Below are 18,802 nucleotides of genomic sequence, written 5' to 3' on the forward strand. Positions count from 1 at the left end.
GTATCTGGTATTGCCCGCCACAGCGGTGCTGTCGTGACCGGGCTGTCGTGACCGGCTCACGCACTGCCGGGCATACGGCGCGCTGGCCACGTGCTCTTACCGGGGCTGTCGGGGCTGCCGGGGGACGAGCGTCACCACAGTGTCCAGGTCCTTGATGTTCTCCCCGCCGAGCAGGTAAGCCGTGCCATCGAGGACGGTGACCGCGGCGTCGGCCACCGGATAGGGAAGTTGTCCGGCGGGTACGGCCTGCCCGGTCGCGGGGTCGTAGCGCAGGATCAGGTCGGATGCCTTTCCACCGCTGGTTCCTCCGGCGATCCAGACACTGCCGCCGAGGGCGAACGCCATCGCCTCGGACAGTGGCGCCGGGAGCCACCCGACTACGCTCACCGTCCCCGTGGCGGGATCGAGTCGCTGGATCGCGTCGGTGGCCACCCCACCGTTCTGGCCGCCGAACAGCAGCACCTGCTGTGCGCCGGGATTGCCGATGGTGATCGCGGCGCCGTAGCGAACAGGGTGGGGAAGCGTCCCGGCTGTGGTGAAGGAACGGCCGTCGGTCGTTGCCAGCACCTCCGCCCGGGTCCGGGTTCCGTCGTATCCTCCCAGCAGAAAGATCTTTCCGTCGGCGTCGGCCGCCTCCAGATCTGATCGCGGTTGCGGCAGGTTCCCGATGGTGCGGGAACGTCCGGAGGGGCCTGGGGAGGCGTCCGTTGCGGGGAACGTCTGCACCACGCTCACCTCGGTGCTGTTACCGCCGGCGAACAGCAGGACATCCGGCCCGAGCACGGCGGCGGCGGTGTCGTGCACCGGCACCTGTAGCGTGCCCACGGGTGTGACGGTGCCGTGTGCGGGGTCCACGGCGAGGATCTGACCGCTGCTGCGGTCGCCGGGGACGAGCCCCGCGAGCAGCAGGAGACGTCCGCCGCTGGCCACGGCCTGCGCGCGGGAGAGCGGCCCGGGCAGCCGCCATCCGGTGATCTGGCTCGTCAGCCCGGTAGCGGGAGGCACGTTCCCGCCGGTGGATGTCGAGGGTTTGGCCGGGGACGCGACGGTGCTGGCGGCCGGGGTGGACGGACCGCCCGTATCCGTCCGGCCGGCTGGGGGTCCACCGCTGGCGCATCCGGCGGCGAGCATCAGTACACCCGCCATGCTCAGGAGGACGCTCGCAGCCGACCAGGACCGGAAGGATCGATCGAAGTGTCGCACGTCTGCATCATCGACCAGGGGCGGACGGATCACCCCGCGCGAACCCGGTCCCGGTGACAGCGGCGAGGAGCCGCGCATCACCTGGAGGATCGGACTGCCCGGCGTTGGCTCGGCAGGTATTTTGTCGATATAGGTTGATATAGGCCGCGACGTGGCTCCGCCAGGTAGCGAGCGGGAAACGTGTGAGGATCGGTATATCAGTAAAAGGGTGAACAGGCCGTGACCTCGCCGGCTGTGTTCCGTCAAAAGTAGATAGAATTGCCAAAGGTCTTCCCATGCTGGTAAATCAGCAGTGGAGCGCCATCGTGAGGTGGTGGTGAGGAATTCCCGGATGGAGGCAGTGTGCTGGGAGACCTGATGCCCGTCAGGGATCCGCTGCGTTCCGATGATCCGGAACGTGTGGGTACCTATCGGCTGACCGCCCGGCTGGGTGCAGGCGGGCAGGGCGTGGTCTACCTCGGTCACGGTGCTTCGGACGAGGGTGCTTCGGACGAGGGTGTCGCGATCAAGCTGTTGCGTGCCGACCTGAGCGGGGACGCGGCGGCACGGCAGCGATTCATCCGCGAGGTGGCAGCCGCCAAACGCGTTGCCCGCTTCTGCACCGCCCAGGTGCTGGACGCCGACGTCGACGGTGATCAGCCGTACATCGTCAGCGAGTACGTCGACGGGCCGTCCTTACAGCACCTGGTGTCCTCGCAGGGTCCCCGCGACGGCGGCGCGCTGGAACGCTTGGCGATCGGTACCGCGACGGCGCTGGCCGCGATCCACGCCGCCGGCGTCGTCCACCGGGACTTCAAACCGGGCAACGTGCTGATCGGCCCGGACGGCCCACGGGTGATCGATTTCGGGATCGCCCGCGCGTTGGACACAACCAACCCGATCGCCAGTCAGGCGATCGGTACCCCGGCTTACATGGCACCCGAGCAGGTTGCCGGCTCCGACGTCGGCCCGGCGGCGGACGTGTTCGCCTGGGGTGCGACGATCGTTTTTGCGGCGACCGGTCACTCGCCCTTCGGTTCGGACTCGGTCCCGGCGGTGTTCCACCGGATCCTGTACGCCGAACCAGAGCTGGGAGAGCTTCCCGGCCCATTGCGCGAGCTCGTCGCCGCCTGCCTGGCCAAAGATCCACATGCTCGCCCGCGTGCCCATCAGGTGCTCATCGGTTTACTTGGCCAGGACCAGGCCACAACCGGAGGCGAGATCCCACCCGGGGTGGACGCGCAACCGGCGGGTGTCCTCACCCAGGGCGCCAACGCAGCCGCCACCCTCCATTTTGATCATTTTGATCGTTTTGATGGTGCCCGCGGGCCGGGGATGACACGACTCCTACCGGACCGGCCCACATCGCAGGGCGCGCATGCGCGGCGGTGGATTCTCGCGCTCGGCGCCGCCGTGGTTGCGGTCGGAGCAGTACTCGTTGTGCTGTTCTGGCCGTCCGGGAGCGGACCGAGCGAGCAGCAGACCAACGGCATCGCAAGCGCCTTTGCCGGCACCTGGAGCGGTCAGGGCCGCATCCCCTACGAAGGCGTCGACGTTACCTGGACGGTGTACTTCCGGGTCGATGGTCGCATCGCGCAGGTGGAGTCGGGCCAGAGCTCGTGTGCCGGAGGAACCCTGACCTGGCTACGCGGGACCGCCACCAGGATGGAGATGCGGTACGTCCCACCACCAACCTGCACCCCCGGGCGCGTCACCGTGACCAGTCGCGGACAGGATCAGATGATCTTCCGTGTGGAGCCGGACAGCGACATGGAACCCCCTTACGAGGGGACCTTGCACCGCGTGTGAGCGATGCTTCCTGGGATCGGCGCGTCCTGTGGCGGCCGCGCATCTTCTTCTGGACACCCCGGATAGGACTCGTCAACTTCTTCGGCAACGCCCAGAAGTGGCACGAAACATTTCCCGTCACATTTCCCGTCCACAACGTCGTCCTGGGGGTCACCTACTGGTGGTAGACGCCTACGCTGGACGGCGAAGTCGCGGGATTGCAGCCGCGGTGTCGGCCTGTCCGCCGGTGCGGTACAGGGGTGATCACGCGCTCTGCGGTCCGCTGCTTCCGGCTGCGGACCGCAGAGCGCGTCTGCGTCCGGGCAGGCACGACGACTGGGTCCTGCTGGAGTGGGAGTGGCTGCGCCAGCTTCAGTTGCATCCTGCCGAGGCAGCCGCTGCCGCCTGCCTGCAGACTGGCCGGTTCGTGACCGCGGAGATGACGCCGCCGGTGCCACCGCAGCTTCGGCGGTGGGACGGGAGCCTGACGAAGGCCCCGACGACTGTATCGCCCAACACCGTTGTCGTCATCGGTGCAGCGGCACGGTGGATTTTCCGGGCGGTTCACCACAACGAAGCCGACTGGCCGGAATGTTCGCGAACCAGGTTATAGGGCGAGTCCCCGGATTTCACCGGCACAGACATACTGCTGAAGAACCCCCCGCCCGGAAGGAGCCTGGGGACCGGGTGCCGGTGGTGCGTTTCCGGGTGCGGCATCATACTTGTGGACACAGGGGCCGCCGGCCGGATGGCGGGACCGTCGGGTGCCAGGAGGAAATATGGCTTCTATCGACCTCGACAAAGTATTGGACAAGGCGTGGGCGGAGCAGGATCTGGCGAAGATTCTCACCGCACCGGTGTCGGCCCTGAAGGGGGTTTCGGACCGAGACGGTCAACTGTTGCAGGAGGCGTTCGGCGTTAAAACAGTGGCTGATCTGGCCAATCTGAAGTACTTCCGTTGGGCTTCGGCGCTCGCGGCGCTGAACACCTCGGCCAGGTAGCCACGACTCAGGTAACCACGACTCAGGTAACCACGAATCAAGTAACCGCACATGGCCGTCGTGGCCCCGGTTGTTCTGGGGCCACGACGGCCATGTCATGCCTGCCGCTCCGCTTGCCCCGGCCGGGACAGCCGGACGTCCGGTCGGGACAGCCGGGAAAATGGTCGCTATGCGTTGCCTGTTCGTCGCCCGTCCGTCACGTGGCAGAGTCGAAAAAATGGGTAGATTAACAGGAAGTTTCCGATATTTCCAGCAGTGCCACGAATATGTCTAACTCTATGAATTGCCTGCCATCCCATGGTGCCCGGCAGCGACTGCGACCCGTCGCTCTCCCACGTTTGTCGGTGGTCCCGAAGAGCGGGATCGTGCCGCTGGGTGGACGGGTGATGAATGGGGCCGGATGTACACGTGACCATTCATCCGGACGCGCCTGCGCGAGGCGGAGCCCCGCCGTAGACTCCGGCTCGTTTGGCTGTGTTGTGTCGCACTTCCTCACCAGGCCGAACATCGCCCTTCGCGGTGACCTGCAGTCGACCGGTGGGCCGCCTGGCGAGTACGGGATGTGGTCATGAGCGAACCCTTACCCTCAATTCGACTCTGTATCCGATGGAAGGCGCTGGTAGTGACTGTCGTAGAGCCTGTCCGGACAAGCCAGCACGACCAGCGCCTACGCATGTGGCTGCTCCAGGGCTTGGCCGAGCGGTCGCGGCAGCACGCGGGACCCCATACCCAGCCTCCGGTCGAGCATAGGCGCCACCCGTGGTGGCGTGTGATGTGCCTCACAGGAGTGGACTACTTCTCCACCCTCGGTTACCAGCCTGGTATCGCCGCTCTTGCCGCCGGCAGCCTCAGCCCGGTCGCGACGCTGATCCTTGTTCTGCTCACCCTGTTCGGGGCTCTTCCCGTCTACCGGAAAGTGGCGTTGTCGAGCCCCCACGGTGAGGGTTCCATCGCGATGCTGGAGCATCTTCTGCCGTGGTGGTCGGGAAAGCTGCTCGTCCTGGTTCTGTTGGGGTTCGCCGCCACCGACTTCCTCATCACGGTTACCCTGTCGGCGGCCGACGCCACCGCGCACCTCATCGAGAACCCGTACGCCCCGGACTTCCTGGACGGTCATAACCTGCTTGTCACACTGGTGTTGCTCGCCCTGCTTGCCGCGGTATTTCTCAAGGGTTTTACCGAGGCCCTCGGTATCGCGGTCGCCCTGGTCATGGTCTATCTGACGCTGAACCTCGTCGTCGTGCTGGCCGGTGTGGTCCAGGTGCTGCACACCCCGCACGTCGTCGACGACTGGCACACCCTGCTGGTGTCCGAGCATCCGAACCCCCTGTTGATTATCGGGGTGGCGCTCGTGGTCTTTCCAAAGCTTGCGCTGGGACTTTCCGGCTTCGAGACCGGCGTGGCGGTGATGCCGCTGATCCGCGGGGACACATCCGACACCGAGGAGCATCCCACCGGGCGGATCCGGGGAACCCGACACCTGCTCACCACCGCAGCGATAATTATGAGCGTTTTTCTGCTGGCCAGCAGCATGGTGACGACCCTGCTCATTCCGAAGGCGGAGTTCGAGACGGGCGGCGCCGCCAACGGCCGCGCCCTTGCCTATCTCGCCCACGAACTGTTGGGCAACGGGTTCGGGACCTTGTACGACGTCAGCACCATCGCAATCCTGTGGTTCGCCGGTGCGTCCGCGCTGGCAGGGCTGCTCAACCTGGTGCCCCGTTACCTGCCGCGCTATGGGATGGCCCCGCACTGGGCACGTGCGGTCCGCCCGCTGGTTCTCGTGTTCACCGCGGTCGCGTTCGTCGTCACGGTGCTGTTTCGGGCCAGCGTCGACAAGCAGGCCGGCGCCTACGCGACCGGCGTGCTCGTCCTCATCACATCGGCGTCACTGGCAGTGACGCTGGCGTCGGTGAAACGGCGCCGGCGCGTATACACCGCCGGGTTCGCGGCCATCACCATGGTTTTCGTCTACACGACCATCGCGAACATCATCGAACGGCCGGACGGATTGATCATCGGGTCGTTCTTCATCATGGCGATCATCGTTGTGTCGTTCGCGTCGCGTGGGATACGCGCGTTCGAGCTGCGTGTCACGAACGTACGTCTGGACGCTGCCGCGACACGGTTCGTCGCTGAGGCCGCCGGATCCGGCCAACTACGGCTGATCGCCAATGAACCGGACCTGAGGGACGCCGCCGAATACTACGACAAGGAACGGCAAGAACGTGGTGACCTGCACATCCCCGACGGAGATCCCCTGCTCTTCGTCGAGGTGACGGTGCCGGACGCATCGGAGTTCGAAAGCGAACTCGACGTCCGGGGCGAGGAACGCCACGGCTACCGGATCCTGAAGCTGACAAGCACCTCCGTACCCAACGCGATCGCGGCGCTCCTGCTGCACCTGCGTGACGTCACCGGCGAGCGCCCGCACGTCTACTTCGAGTGGAGCGAGGGAAATCCCCTGCTCAACCTGCTGCGGTTCATGTTCGTCGGCGTCGGCGAGGTCGCGCCCGTCACCCGCGAGGTGCTCCGCGAAGCCGAACCCGACCCAGCCCGACGACCCTTCGTCCACGTCGGTTGACATTCAGGGCGTGCGCCGACCGGTTGCCCCCAAAGGCACCTGACACCACAGCCGTTGGGGCTCCACGGCCATCCGGCCACCTGGTCATCGTGACTGGCTGAGGACGAGGCGGTCGCGCACCCGCGGTGGCAGCCGGGCAACGGCAGAGGCGATGCGGGCGTCCCTGCCGACGAGATACCGGGTACGGGGCCGTCGAGTCGTCAGAGCGTGCGCGATCACCTTCGCGACCTCCTCCGGTGGGATCCCGGCGGCGTCGTTGCGTCTCGCGCTCGCGTGGGCGGCGGCGATCTGCGCCCCGTACAGCTTGTCGACCGTCGGGGGCAGCGTCGCGAGCAGCTGGTCGGCGGATGCTGTCGCCGTCTGCCAGATCGGCGTCGCGACTGCTCCGGGTTCGACGAGGACGACACCGATTCCCCACGGTGCGAGCTCGAGGCGCAGCGTGTCGGTGAGCGCGGCCAGCGCGAACTTCGACGCGGTGTACGCGCCGAGCATCGGCGAGACGATCCGGTCGCCGATCGAGCCCACGTTGACGATCCGGCCGTGGCCGTCGCGCAGCAGGGGGAGCAGCGCCTGGGTGACCGCCACCTGGCCGACGACATTGACGTCGAGCTGGCGGCGCAGCTCAGCCGGAGGGAGGAACTCCACCGGCGCGGCGACCGCGATGCCCGCGTTGTTGACCAGACCCGCCAGACCATCGGCTCCGACGGTGTCGCGCACGGTGGCGACGGCTGCCGCCACCGTGTCCGGATCGGTCACGTCGAGATGGACGGGCACGACCCGCTCGCCGAATCCGGCCTTCAGCGCCGCCGCATCCTGCTCCCGGCGTACTCCGGCGATCACCCGTCTGCCCCGGCCGACCAGCTGGCGCACGGTCGCCGCGCCGATCCCCTTCGACGCCCCGGTGACCACGACGGTCCGCGGGGATGTGGTCATCGGCGTTCCCTTCTGGGTGGTCCGTCGCATGGGTGGCCCGTGCAGGTCCGTGCTCGAGCGGACAGCCTCGAGCGGACAGCCTAGTTGCGGCCTGTGTGCAGAGTAGCCCGTCGGTGACGCTCGCGGCAGATCGTCACCAGACTCCTGGCAGGCCATCACCGGTCGTCCGGGGCATGGTTGCGGTTTACCCGTCCCGGTACCTGGAAGGAGTCGCGGGAGACGACCTGGGCAGCTCGCCGCAACGAGACGCTGGAGGCAACCGTGACCGATGACGTGCACTCGACGTGGTTCTATCGTGTCCGGAAGGCCACAGCCCCCTGGTCGCCGGGCGGGGACACGGCGGTTTCGCGGACTGCCGACAGCCCGGGACGTGCGCGGGCGCGCCCGCGGGTCGTCGTGGTCGGCAGCGGCTTCGGCGGTTTCGGGGTGCTCAGCCATCTGGAACGGCGGCTGCCGGCGGACGCAGTCGAACTCGTCGTCGTGTCCCCGGTGGATCATCTCCTGTACACGTCGCTGTTGCCGCAGGTCAGCGCCAACGAGGCCGAACCGCGTCACCTGGCGGTCTCCATCAGGGCCGCGTTGCGGCGGACCACGCTCCACCTCGGCCACGTCGTCGCGGTCGACGCCGCTGGAGGCGCCGGTGCCGCGGACGGGACCGACGCCGGGGGCGGTACGGTCACGATCCGCCGGCCCGACGGCTTCCGGGAGAAGCTGCACTGGGACCGGCTCGTGCTCGCGCCCGGGGCGGTGACCCGCACCTTCGACATCCCGGGGCTCACCGACCATGCGCTGGGTCTGAAGAACCTCGCGGAAGCCGTCTATCTACGCGATCACGTACTCCGCCAGCTTGAGTACGCCGATGCCTGCGACGATCCGGCCGAGCGCCGGGCGCGGTGCACGTTCGTGGTGATCGGGGCCGGTTACACCGGGACGGAGCTCGCCGCGCAGATGACGCAGTTCACCAGACGGGCGGTGTACCAGTACCCGAGGCTCGCCGAGGGGGACATCCGGTGGATCCTGGCCGATCTGGCACCACGGGTGTTGCCGGAGCTGCGTACCGCTCTGGGTGATCGTGCGGCGCGGGTGCTGGCCGCGCGCGGCGTCGAGGTGCGGCTACGGACGTCCGTCGCGGAGGTGAGTGCGGACAGCGTCCGGTTCACCACCGGTGAGATTGTGGCGACCCATACCCTGGTCTGGTGTGCGGGGGTCAGCCCCAGTCCGCTGGTCGCAACCCTGGGCCTGCCGACGACCCGGCAGGGTCGGCTGGTGGTGGACGCCCAGTTCCGGGTGCCTGACGTCGCGGGCATGTTCGCACTCGGCGACGCCGCGGCCGTGCCGGACGTCACCCAGGGCTGCCAGCCCGCGGGACAGACCGCCCAGCATGCGGTCCGGCAGGCAGCTGCCGCCGCTCGCAGTGTCGCCGCGTCGCTGGGCTACGCGACGGCCCGGCCGTACCGGCATCGCAATCTCGGCTTCATCGTCGACCTCGGCGGGACCGCCGCGGTGGCCGATCCCCTCGGGGTTCCCCTGTCCGGGGTGCCTGCCGCGGCGTTGACCCGCATGTACCACCTCCGGGCGCTACCGTGCCTGACCAACAAGACTCGGGTTGCGGCCGACTGGCTCCTCGGCGCCTTCACCCCACGTCAGATCGTCCAGCTCGGGTTCCTGCCCCCGGCCAAATCCTCGATCAGCGCTGCTGAACGGACTGACATCTACACCGGCAGCGGGGCCAGATAGCACAAGCGCTGGGGTAGGACAAGCGCTGGGGAGCCTGACGGTCAGCCCGAGGGAAGGTCGGGTGGGCCGTCAGGCTCGGTCTGCTCCGCGAGGAAGCGTTCCAGCGCGGCAGCGAGTTCGTCCGCAGTGGGCAGCGCCTCGGTCGTGGCCGCCGGAAGGCCGGTACCTTCTCGACCTTGGATGAACGTGTCGTACTGTTCTTCGAGGGCGGTGACCAGCGCCGCGGCTTCACCGCCGTTTGCCAGCTGCCGGTCGATGTTGCCGCGGACGACCGCTGAGGCGGAGCGCAGCCCGTCCAGCGGGAGCATCAGGCCGGTCGCCTTCGACAGCGAGGTGAGCAGGCTTTCGGTGGCTGCCGGATAGTCGGTCTGCGACAGATAGTGCGGGACATGGGCGGCGAACCCCATCGCGTCGAGACCGTCGCGCCCACGCTGGTACTCCATGAGATGGCCGGCGCTGCTGGGGACCTGGACCCGCCGCACCCACGGCTCGTATCCGATGATGAGATCCCGGCGGGTGGCATGCGCGGTGACGCCGCACGGGCGGGTGTGCGGAACGGCCATCGGGATCGCGTTGAGACCCACGGTCAGCCGGACGCTCAGGCGCTGGGCGAGGGCGCCGACGGCGGCGATGAACCGCTTCCACTGCAGGTCGGGTTCTGGACCGGACAGCAGCAGGAACGGCGTGCCGGCGCTGTCGTCGACGAGATACAGCCCGAGTACCGGCTCGTCGTAGTGTTCCCAGTGGTCCTCAACAAAGATCATGAACGGGCGCCGGGAGCGGTAGTCGAGCAACTGATCGACGTCGAAGGTCGCGATGAGACGGTTGTCCAGCGTGGTCAGCAGGTGGTCGCGGGCCAGCCGAATCGCGCCACCCGCATCGACGACACCGGTGAGCGCCTCCACCAGCACGGGCCTGCCGATCTCCGGCAGGTCGTCGGCGACTTCATACAGCTCACTCGGGTCGAGCACTGGTCAGGGTCTCCTCACAGAAGTCTGTCGACCGCTTCAACGAAGATGAAGCGGCAACGGTGCCGATCTGTTCCTACCGCGTGACGCCTCCTGGGAACCTGGTGGACCGCTCGCGGTAAGTATCGCAGTTGGGTTCAGGCCCGGGCGGGCGGTGGCCATGGCGGGAGATCGTGGCTGTGTCCTGCGCGGCGTGGTCGGCATGGGTAGTCCAACCTGGGAACAGCCTCTCGCCGTCGCTGTCGCCGACGAGGGTGGGCGCGGCGGCAAAGCGGCACAGCACAGCGGCACAGCGGCAAGGAGGTCTCATGCGTGACAGGCTGCCGGGGCTGGCCCGCTGGTGGGCGGCGGGGACACCGTTCGCGCTCGCCACCGTGGTCGCGACCAGTTCGTCCGCGCCGCGTCCGCCCGGTGCGGTGATGGCCGTGAACGCCGACGGGGACGCGGTCGGCAGCATCTCGGGCGGTTGCGTCGAGGGCGCGGTGTACGAGATGGCATGCCAGGTGCTCACCACGGGCGAGCCGGCGCTGGCCACATACGGCCTGGGCGATGACGACGTGTTCGCGACCGGACTGACCTGCGGTGGGACGATCAGCGTCTTCGTGCAGAGCATCGACCGCCGGCGGGCGCCGGAGTTCGGCGACGTGGCGGCGGCGGTGGACGCGGCCGAGCCGGTGGCTACCGCCACCGCCACCGGCTCGGCCGGTGGACCGGTGACGGTGGGGGCCCGGCTGGCGGTCTGGCCGGACCGGGTGGTCGGCACGCTCGGCACCGGCGGGCTCGACGCGGCCGTCATCGACGACGCCCGGGGGATGCTCGCGCAGGGGCAGTGTGGTCAGCGCCGGTACGGGTCGCGCGGCCAGCGGCGCCGCGCCGAGGTCAGCGTGTTCGTGCAGGCGTTCGCACCGCCTGCCCGCATGCTCGTGTTCGGCGCGATCGACTTCGCGGCCGCGCTCACCCGCGTCGGGGCGTTTCTGGGGTTCCGGGTCACCGTGTGCGACGCCCGGCCGGTGTTCGCCACCCGCGGACGTTTCCCGGACGCCCACGAGGTGGTGGTCGAATGGCCGCACCGTTACCTCGGGCGGACCGCTGTGGACCCGTCCACGGCGATCTGTGTGCTCACCCACGACCCGAAGTTCGACGTGCCGTTGCTGGTGTCGGCCCTGCGCACCCCGGCAGGCTACATCGGGGCGATGGGCAGCCGGCGCACCCACGCCGACCGGCTTGCCCGCCTGCGGGCCGCGGGGCTGACCGAGGAGGAACTGGCCCGTATCCGGGCGCCGATCGGGCTCGACCTCGGTGGCCGAACGCCTGAGGAGACCGCGGTGTCGATCGCGGCCGAAATCATCCAGCTGCGCTGGGGGGGAAACGGCCGGCCGTTGTCGGTGACCTCCGGTCGTATCCACACTGAATTGTGACGTTCCGCATTGTGACGTGCCGATCCAGCGCACCGGAGTCGAAAGTGCCCAGGCCAGTGGCTGCTCGGGTCAGCGGCCTGAGTAAGATTCATAGACTGTTCGGGTCAGTGGACGGTGGTCAGCCTGTGCAGCACCGCTGGCAGCGTGCCCGAGTGGACGACGGTCAGCGTCTGGGTGGCCCTGGTCATCGCCACGTACAGGTCGGCCAGACCGCGCCGCGAACCATCAATGATCATATGTGGCTCTGTCACGATGACCGCGTCGAACTCCAGGCCCTTGGACTCCGCGACGGTGAGTACCGCGATCGGGGCGGCCAACACGTCCGCTACGCCGACCGGGACGTCCCCCAATGTGGTCGCGAGCGCCGCGCGCACCCGCTCGGGCAGGCCCACCGGGCAGATCACCGCCACCCGGCCCTCGCCCACCGCGTCGGCGGCGCGCAGCGCCTCGGCGGCGACCGCGGCGACCAGCGCGTCACTGCCGGGCTGGTCGGTATCGACACCCACCGCCGTCGGAGGCCGTCCGGTGGCGCGGACGGAACGCGGCGGCTCGGCCGAGGGGTCCTGCGCGGCGAGGACGTCAGCCGCCACATCCATGATTTCCACGGGGGTGCGATAGCTGACGCTGAGTCGTTCCACCCGCCATCTGTCTCCGATGTGCGGGGCCAGTGCGTCGGTCCAGGAGCCGGCCGCGGCCGGGCTCGAAGCCTGGGCGAGGTCGCCGACCAGGGTGGCCGAGCGCATCGGGCAACGCCGCCACAGCAGCCGCCACAGCATCGGCGACACTTCCTGAGCCTCGTCGACGATGAGATGACCGAAGGTCCACGACCGGTCACCGCTGGCATGCTCCACCGCGCTTCGCCGCCGGCGCGGTCCGTACCAGCGCTCGGCCATTCCCGCGGTCATCGTCTCCATGTCGACCATCCCGGTCAGACCGAGGCCGTCGAGGACCTCACGGGCGTACTCCCTGTCGGCCTGTCGGTCCCGCTCGGCGTCCCATTCGGTCAGTTCCGCCGTGTCGGCGTCCGGATCGCCCAGCAGTTCGGCGGCCTCGTCGAGCAGTGGCACGTCCGCCGGTGTCCAGGGGGCGTCCGCCCGGCGGTGCAGCAGGTGGCGCTCGTTCGCGGTCAGCCTTGCCACGCCTGCCGCCGGGGCAAGCCGGGCCGGTGCGGCGAACAGGTCGCAGAGCAGGCGCTGGGGGGTCAGCCGTGGCCACAGCATGTCGAAGACGGCCCGCACATCCGGATCGGCGCGCAGGTACCCGGCGATCTCCTCGCGTTCGTCGTCGTCGAGCAGGCCACCGGCGAGATTCGCGATCACCTGGTCGGTGAGCGCGGTCGTCAGTTCACGGACGAAAACCCGCCGGGCCAGGTTGTGCGGACGGCGACTGCGCCGAGCCCGGGTGCGGGCGTTCTCGACGACCCGCTGGTGCAGGCACAGGACTGCGCCGTCGTAGGGGACGTCCACACCGCCCGGGGGAACGTGCTGACGGTTCTTCACCGCCTCGGCCACGAGCTTCGCCATCCGCAGGTCACCTTTGAGCGCGACGACGCGGGCGTCCTCACCGCCGGTGGCGTCGACGCCGGGGAACAGCAGCCCCGGGGTTGCGAAGATCACACCCGTCTCGCCGAGGGAGGGCAGCACCTGCTCGATGTAGCGCAGGAATACCGGGCTCGGGCCGACCACCAGCACGCCGGAGCGGGCGAGCCGCTCCCGCTCGGTGTAGAGCAGGTAGGCGGCCCGGTGCAGGGCCACCGCGGTCTTGCCGGTACCCGGTCCGCCGTCGACGACCAGGACGGACCCGGCGTCGGCGCGGATCACCCTGTCCTGTTCGGCCTGCAGCGTCGCGACGATGTCGTGCATGTGGCCTGAGCGGGGCGCGGACAGCGCCTCCAGCAGCGGTGTGTCACTGCTCGCCCCGGCCACCGGGCCGTCGCCGACACCGGTGGGGTCGAGCACGTCATCGGTGAAGCCGCGGAGCTCGCGTCCCTTGGCCCGCAGGTGGCGGCGCCGGAGCAGTCCATGCGGGTCGGCGAGGGTTGCCCGGTAGAAGGCGGTGGCCACCGGGGCACGCCAGTCGATCAGGATCGGTTCGTGCTCTGTGTCCGACAGGCCGATCCGGCCGATGTAGATGCGCCGATGGTCGGTGCGGTCCATGGCGCCGAAACACAGCTGCTCCTCGGCGGCGTCGAGCCGGCTGATCCGATCGGAGTATGCGCCGGCGAAGGCGTCCCGCTCCACCCGTGACTGCGGCGTGCCGGTGCCCGCCTCCAGCAGTACGGCGCGCAGCTGCTCACGGGTCTGGTCGCGCAGGTCGTCCAAGCGGCTGTACAGGGTGTCGACATACGCCTGCTCACGCGCGAGTTCGTGCTCGTACGTCGTCGACACCTGTGATCCTTCCGGCTTGTGAGGGATGAGCGTTCCCGGCTGTACGACCGGCGCTCCCGGCCAACATCCGCATGCGGAGCGGGACATAGAGCATATGCCTGCGTGCCCTCCGGCGCTCGACACCCCAGAAAAGATCTTCCTCCCCGGTCGGTAAGGGCTGCTGTTCCGGCTGGTCGCGGTCGTTTGTGGCTGGAATTGTTTGTGGCCAGGGTCACCCGGGCCGCAGGTCGCGGGCTGTGCCGGAAGCCCGTGCCGGGCGTCCGGGCACAGTCCTGCCGCACTGTGTCCTGCCGCACTGTGTCCTGCCGCACTGTGTCCTGCCGCACTGTGTCCTGCCGCACTGTGTCCTGCCGCACTGTGTCGACGTTCGGCCTCACCATGTCAACCGCGCCATGTGCAGCTGCTCGGACGGGACGCCGGCCAGCAGCGCCGCGTCTCGGACGGCCTCCATCCATGCCTCGGGGCCGCAGACAAACACGTCGTGGTCGGCGATGTCGGGGACGATCTGGCGCAGCGCGACGTCGTCCAGCAGGGAGGAGAAGCGTTCCGGCAGCCATGACGGGCGGTCCGGGCAGCGGTGCCCGGGCAGGTAGATCACGCGGATCCCGTGCAGCACGGTCAGCATGTCCAGCTCGTGCCGGAAGGCCGGGCCCTGCTCGGTCGTGGCCCGGTAGATCAGCACGGCCTCGGCGGGGGAGTAGTCGAGCTCGTCGAGGAGTGCCCTGATCGGGGTGATACCGACGCCGCACGCCATCATGGTCAGCCGCTGCCGCCGGCAGCCTGCAGCCGCGGACGGGTCGACGTTCGTGAGCGAGTCCAGTGTCGTCATGGTCGTCGTCATGGTCATGGTGTTGCCCCCTTCGATGGTTCGGGGCCCAGGGCCTGGAAAGAACGTGATCGCGCAGCCTTCGGCCCTCTGGTACCCCGGAACTTGGAGCGACCAGCTCCCTGCTCTCCACGGCAAGGTTGTTCCGGTGCTCCACCGTCCACGGTGGGCCAGCGGACTTCACCGTTGCTGAACCCAACCTGTGAGGTTGCTGGGAGTTCACCTTGTCGTCAGCCGCGGCGGATGTGCTCAGATAGAGGGAAATCAGACGATCACTGCGGAGCGAACGCATGAGCAGCGAGACGATGTCCGACCAGCTGGTGAACCTGCGCGATCTGGGCGGGTTGCCCACCAGTGACGGCAGGTTGACCCGTGTCGGTGTGCTCTACCGCAGTGATGCGCCCCGGCATGGCGACCGGCCGCCGTCGGTCGATCTGGAATGGCCGCCCCGCACGGTCGTCGACCTGCGCTCGCCGGTCGAACAGGACGGCGGCCCGCACCCGTTGGCGTCGGCAACGACCGACGTCCACGTGATCCCGTTGATCGGCGATGTCGATCCCGCCGATCCCACGTCCCGGGCCGCCGTGGCACTGGCCGGCGGTCTGCACACGCTCTACCAGTCGATCATCGAGTTCGCCGGTCCGACGGTGGTCGGCATTCTTCACCTCGCGGCTCGGACACCCGCCCCGCTGCTCGTCCACTGCGCGGCCGGTAAGGACAGGACCGGTCTTGTCGTGGCGGTGCTGCTACGTGCCGTGGGTGTCGAAGCGGACGCGGTGCTTGCGGACTACGCGGTCACGGCCACGAACATGCCCGCGGTGCTACGTCGGCTGGGCGACAGCCCGCTGCTGCCGGACGGGGGCAGAGGTGCTCGTGATCTCGCCATGACATCTGCCACAGCCGTCGAACAGGTGCTGAGCATCATCGACGGCCACGACGGTGGGGTGGCGGGCTGGCTGGCCGACAACGGTGCGGATCCGGATGCGCTGTCCGCGTGGAGATCCCGCCTGATGCCTTGACTCACGCTGCCCCGCCCACCACACCAAGCTCCGGCGGATAGTCGCGAAGCAACCCGGCGTCTCGCTCCTTTTCCTTACCGATCATCGCTGGATGATCGGTAAGCCCTGTACGGTGGCCAACCTCTCTGCCGGGGCCCCAGACCGTCGCGAAGCGACTATCTGGGGAAAGGCCGGTGGATTTCGATTGCGAATGACGCCGTCGCGGAGGCCCCGTGTGGCCATCTGTCCTCGATGGCCACACGAACGTCCGACGCCTGCCGATGGTGGGCGGTAGGCCCCATCATCACGAGGTTCAACAGGTCGTCGGGCGGCAGGGAGAGCTCAAGGTCGAGGGTCAGCCGGTCCTGTTGGACGAAAAACCCGGCCAGTTTCTCACGCAGACGCTCGGATTTTCTTTCGTCTACCGTGACCAGACCGAGCGGACCCACGATTTCGGCAAGATGGCGGGCGGTGGGTATCACAATGACCAGCTGTCCGTCCGAGCGTAGGATGCGGTGCATCTCCGTGACATTACGTGGCGCGAAGACGTCGAGAACGAGCGATGCCGCTGCGGTCCGGATGGGGAGCGGGCCGCGTACGTCCGTGCCGACAGCACCGATGCGTGGATGCGCCCGGGCCGCCCGCCGTAGTGCGTACCGCGACGCGTCCACCGCGATGCCGACCGCACCCGGTGATAACCGGAGCAGGTGCGCCAGGTAGTAGCCGGTACCGGCGCCGATATCGATGACGACCGGTTCGCCGCCGGCGTGTTCGCCGCTGTTTTCGGGCTCCCCGCTGTTTGCGGATCTGCTCTCGCCGCCGTTGTTCTGGTAAGCGCCGATGGTGCTCTGATGGCAGTGGACGGCCGTGGCGAGCCTGTCCGCGAGCGCGGCGTAGTGACCGGCGGTGAGGAATGCCTCCCGTGCCTTCACCATGTCCGCACTGTCACCGTCCGGTGCCGCTGCCCGTCCGGTGGTGAGTGTCAGGTAGCCCGTCCTGGCGAGGTCGTAGGTGTGGCCTGCCGGACAGCGCACCTGCCCCGGGCCCACGGCCAGATCCTTTCGGCACATCGGACATGTGAGATAGGCGAGAACAGCATGAATCACGCTGTGCCCACCGCCATCATCGGCCGCATGGTAACGACAGTACGTGCCCGGTGAGCTGGGACGATCGATCGTCGGCCCGGCGGCGCCAGGGCAGTGAGGGTGGTGAGGTGACATGACCTACCGATCCGACGGTCGTTCCCCCAGCTCGGTGACCGTTCCGGCAACCAGCGCTGTCATCGGGTCGCGGCGTCGTACGCCCGAGCGGGTGGGTGTCGTCGGCGCCGGCATGATCGGCCTGTCCACCGCATGGTTCCTCCAGGAGCACGGGGTCCAGGTCACGGTGATCGAGCGCGATCATGTTGCGGCCGGCTCGTCCTGGGGGAATGCGGGGTGGGTTACTCCGAGCCTGGCAACGCCCCTGCCGGAACCGGCGGTACTACGTTACGGCGTCCGTGCCGTGGTGAGTCCGGCGTCCCCGGTGTACGTGCCACCACGTGCGGATCCGCAGCTGCTGCGGTTCCTCGCCGGATTCGCCCGTAACAGTACGGCGCGACGTTGGCGGGCGGCGATGGAAAGCCTCGTGCCGGTCAACCGCAGGGCGTTCGACGCCTTCGACCAGCTGGCCGCGGGGGGAGTGCAGGTGCCGACCCGTCCGGCCGCGCCCTTTCTGGCCTGTTACCGCAGCGCGCGTGAGCGGGAGACGTTGGTCACCGAACTCGCTGAGATCCGCGCCGCGGGCCAGAAGGTCGACTTCGAACTGCTCAGCGGCTCCGAGGCGCGGGCCTTGCAGCCGGCGTTGACCGGCGAGATCGATGCCGCGGTCCGTATCGACGGCCAGCGCTTCTGCGACCCGGGGCGCTTCGTGGCGGCGCTCGCCGACAGCGTCCGGGCTCGAGGCGGTGATCTGCGGGAGGGCATCGGCGTCCGCGGGATCCGTGACTGCGATGCCGACATGGCGTTGGAGCTCTCGACGGGGCAGACCGCCCGGTTCGACGCGGTCGTCGTCGCCAGCGGCGCGTGGCTGAACGAGCTCGCACGCCCGTTCGGGGTTCGTCTCCCCGTGCAGGCGGGGCGGGGGTACAGCTTCAGCGTGGCGGCCCGTGCCGTACCCGAGGGCCCGCTGTATTTCCCGGCCCAGCGGGTGGCCTGTACACCGCTGGGGGACCGGCTGCGTATCGCCGGGATGATGGAGTTCCGGGAACCTCGGGCGCCGCTGGACCACCGTCGGATCACCGCGATTGTCGATGCGGTTCGCCCCCTGCTGACCGGGGTGGAGCTGGCCTCTCGGAGGCAGGAATGGGTTGGCTCGCGGCCCTGCACGCCCGACGGCCTTCCCCTGATCGGCCGGACGGCCTCCCCGCGGTTGTTCGTGGCCGGCGGGCACGGTATGTGGGGCATCACGTTGGGGCCGGTCAGTGGACAGCTGGTGGCGCAGGCGCTCATCACGGGCCGCTGCCCGGCGGAACTCGCGCCTTTCGACCCGTTGCGTTGACCTGTGGCCGAGCCTGGTTCACCAAACCAGCCGACCAGCCGACCAGCCGACCAGCCGACCAGCCGATTGCCGTGGGTTTCGTGGCGGGGAATGCCGTTCCCTGCCGATTGAGCGAGCATTCTCTTTGTATCCACATGAATACTGCCGGTAATGTGCCGATGTGAAACTGCCGCTGTCGTGCCACGGGTACGGTACGTGTTTTGACAACACCGGTGATGGATGCAAGTCTGCCTGAGTGGTGTGGCGTGGGGTCGCACCGTAGGTGGAAGGTCGAATGACCGGGCACCGGGCACCGAGGAGTGGACGGACCATTGACGGCGCTGCATCATTCATCTTTCAGGCATCGAACCGGTACCGGTCGTCGGCGTGTCCAGGCTGATTCGATCCGTTGTTCCAGCGATGCCGCTCAGGTCGTCTGCGATGAGGGTCATCGCTGGTGGGC

14 protein-coding genes are annotated in these 18,802 nt (G+C 68.5%); 8 read left to right on the top strand and 6 right to left on the bottom strand.

The features are described 5' to 3' along the window. Positions 1-96 precede the first annotated feature (96 nt). Positions 97-1,146: a Kelch repeat-containing protein gene (locus CV1CTNOD_RS07600; RefSeq protein WP_131785440.1), complete on the bottom strand. Its 1,050-nt coding sequence runs from the start codon at positions 1,144-1,146 to the stop codon at positions 97-99. A 414-nt stretch (positions 1,147-1,560) separates the two neighbouring features. Between CV1CTNOD_RS07600 and CV1CTNOD_RS07605 the strand changes: the two genes are divergently transcribed. From CV1CTNOD_RS07605 to CV1CTNOD_RS07615, 4 genes are all read left to right on the top strand, one after another. Next, entirely contained in the window at positions 1,561-2,991 is a 1,431-nt protein-coding gene (locus CV1CTNOD_RS07605) for a serine/threonine-protein kinase (RefSeq protein ID WP_131785441.1), read from the top strand. Further along, positions 2,988-3,158, top strand: a complete 171-nt coding sequence (locus CV1CTNOD_RS24530) for a hypothetical protein (protein ID WP_165485369.1) — start codon at positions 2,988-2,990, stop codon at positions 3,156-3,158. The genes CV1CTNOD_RS07605 and CV1CTNOD_RS24530 overlap by 4 nt, the downstream gene beginning before the upstream one ends. A 591-nt stretch (positions 3,159-3,749) precedes the next feature. After that, the gene (locus tag CV1CTNOD_RS07610; protein ID WP_131785442.1) at positions 3,750-3,971 is read left to right on the top strand and encodes a hypothetical protein; all 222 of its coding nucleotides are present in this window, start codon (positions 3,750-3,752) and stop codon (positions 3,969-3,971) included. A gap of 673 nt (positions 3,972-4,644) precedes the next feature. Next, positions 4,645-6,555, top strand: a complete 1,911-nt coding sequence (locus CV1CTNOD_RS07615; protein WP_131785482.1) for an amino acid transporter — start codon at positions 4,645-4,647, stop codon at positions 6,553-6,555. Between the two features lie 84 nt (positions 6,556-6,639). Here CV1CTNOD_RS07615 and CV1CTNOD_RS07620 read toward each other — a convergent pair whose 3' ends face one another. Further along, positions 6,640-7,488 carry an SDR family oxidoreductase gene (locus CV1CTNOD_RS07620; RefSeq protein WP_131785443.1) on the bottom strand — a complete coding sequence of 283 codons (849 nt, stop codon included), beginning with the start codon at positions 7,486-7,488 and terminating at the stop codon, positions 6,640-6,642. Between the two features lie 261 nt (positions 7,489-7,749). On the opposite strand from CV1CTNOD_RS07620, the gene CV1CTNOD_RS07625 reads away from it, so the two are divergent. After that, positions 7,750-9,225, top strand: a complete 1,476-nt coding sequence (locus tag CV1CTNOD_RS07625; protein WP_242606462.1) for an NAD(P)/FAD-dependent oxidoreductase — start codon at positions 7,750-7,752, stop codon at positions 9,223-9,225. Between the two features lie 41 nt (positions 9,226-9,266). On the opposite strand, the gene CV1CTNOD_RS07630 is transcribed toward CV1CTNOD_RS07625, so the two are convergent. Further along, positions 9,267-10,196, bottom strand: a complete 930-nt coding sequence (locus CV1CTNOD_RS07630) for a proteasome assembly chaperone family protein (protein ID WP_131785444.1) — start codon at positions 10,194-10,196, stop codon at positions 9,267-9,269. Between the two features lie 305 nt (positions 10,197-10,501). On the opposite strand from CV1CTNOD_RS07630, the gene CV1CTNOD_RS07635 reads away from it, so the two are divergent. Beyond that, positions 10,502-11,611: an XdhC family protein gene (locus tag CV1CTNOD_RS07635; protein ID WP_131785445.1), complete on the top strand. Its 1,110-nt coding sequence runs from the start codon at positions 10,502-10,504 to the stop codon at positions 11,609-11,611. A 104-nt stretch (positions 11,612-11,715) separates the two neighbouring features. Here the strand turns inward: CV1CTNOD_RS07635 and CV1CTNOD_RS07640 are convergent, their stop codons facing one another. Together CV1CTNOD_RS07640 and CV1CTNOD_RS07645 are read right to left on the bottom strand one after the other, a co-directional pair. Continuing rightward, complete coding sequence (locus tag CV1CTNOD_RS07640) at positions 11,716-13,998, bottom strand: HelD family protein (protein WP_131785446.1); 2,283 nt, start codon at positions 13,996-13,998, stop codon at positions 11,716-11,718. Positions 13,999-14,371: 373 nt separating this feature from the next. Further along, positions 14,372-14,845 carry a ferredoxin--NADP reductase gene (locus CV1CTNOD_RS07645; protein ID WP_131785447.1) on the bottom strand — a complete coding sequence of 158 codons (474 nt, stop codon included), beginning with the start codon at positions 14,843-14,845 and terminating at the stop codon, positions 14,372-14,374. 269 nt (positions 14,846-15,114) lie between these two features. Here CV1CTNOD_RS07645 and CV1CTNOD_RS07650 point away from each other — a divergent pair, with 269 nt between their 5' ends. Beyond that, positions 15,115-15,843 (top strand): tyrosine-protein phosphatase, encoded by a 729-nt coding sequence (locus tag CV1CTNOD_RS07650; protein WP_131785448.1) that lies wholly within the window; start codon positions 15,115-15,117, stop codon positions 15,841-15,843. A gap of 155 nt (positions 15,844-15,998) precedes the next feature. On the opposite strand, the gene CV1CTNOD_RS07655 is transcribed toward CV1CTNOD_RS07650, so the two are convergent. Further along, the gene (locus CV1CTNOD_RS07655; protein WP_347402907.1) at positions 15,999-17,042 is read right to left on the bottom strand and encodes a putative RNA methyltransferase; all 1,044 of its coding nucleotides are present in this window, start codon (positions 17,040-17,042) and stop codon (positions 15,999-16,001) included. Here CV1CTNOD_RS07655 and CV1CTNOD_RS07660 point away from each other — a divergent pair. After that, a complete protein-coding gene (locus CV1CTNOD_RS07660; RefSeq protein WP_131785450.1) occupies positions 17,041-18,360 on the top strand; it encodes an NAD(P)/FAD-dependent oxidoreductase in 1,320 nt (439 codons plus the stop codon). The two genes, CV1CTNOD_RS07655 and CV1CTNOD_RS07660, sit on opposite strands and share 2 nt — an antisense overlap. Positions 18,361-18,802 lie beyond the last annotated feature (442 nt).

Origin of the sequence: Protofrankia symbiont of Coriaria ruscifolia, from assembly GCF_900634745.1 — a bacterium.
GTDB classification, from domain to species: Bacteria; Actinomycetota; Actinomycetes; order Frankiales; family Frankiaceae; genus Protofrankia; species Protofrankia californiensis.

What these genes read in the sequence shown, in the direction of transcription:
- CV1CTNOD_RS07605 (WP_131785441.1), top strand. Translation starts at nt 1,561, where the DNA reads ATGCCCGTCAGGGATCCGCTGCGTTCCGATGATCCGGAACGTGTGGGT.
- CV1CTNOD_RS07610 (WP_131785442.1), top strand. Translation starts at nt 3,750, where the DNA reads ATGGCTTCTATCGACCTCGACAAAGTATTGGACAAGGCGTGGGCGGAG.
- CV1CTNOD_RS07655 (WP_347402907.1), bottom strand. Translation starts at nt 17,042, where the DNA reads ATGTCACCTCACCACCCTCACTGCCCTGGCGCCGCCGGGCCGACGATC.
- CV1CTNOD_RS07650 (WP_131785448.1), top strand. Translation starts at nt 15,115, where the DNA reads ATGAGCAGCGAGACGATGTCCGACCAGCTGGTGAACCTGCGCGATCTG.
- CV1CTNOD_RS07635 (WP_131785445.1), top strand. Translation starts at nt 10,502, where the DNA reads ATGCGTGACAGGCTGCCGGGGCTGGCCCGCTGGTGGGCGGCGGGGACA.
- CV1CTNOD_RS07620 (WP_131785443.1), bottom strand. Translation starts at nt 7,488, where the DNA reads ATGACCACATCCCCGCGGACCGTCGTGGTCACCGGGGCGTCGAAGGGG.
- CV1CTNOD_RS07615 (WP_131785482.1), top strand. Translation starts at nt 4,645, where the DNA reads ATGTGGCTGCTCCAGGGCTTGGCCGAGCGGTCGCGGCAGCACGCGGGA.
- CV1CTNOD_RS07660 (WP_131785450.1), top strand. Translation starts at nt 17,041, where the DNA reads ATGACCTACCGATCCGACGGTCGTTCCCCCAGCTCGGTGACCGTTCCG.
- CV1CTNOD_RS07600 (WP_131785440.1), bottom strand. Translation starts at nt 1,146, where the DNA reads ATGGCGGGTGTACTGATGCTCGCCGCCGGATGCGCCAGCGGTGGACCC.
- CV1CTNOD_RS07645 (WP_131785447.1), bottom strand. Translation starts at nt 14,845, where the DNA reads ATGACCATGACGACGACCATGACGACACTGGACTCGCTCACGAACGTC.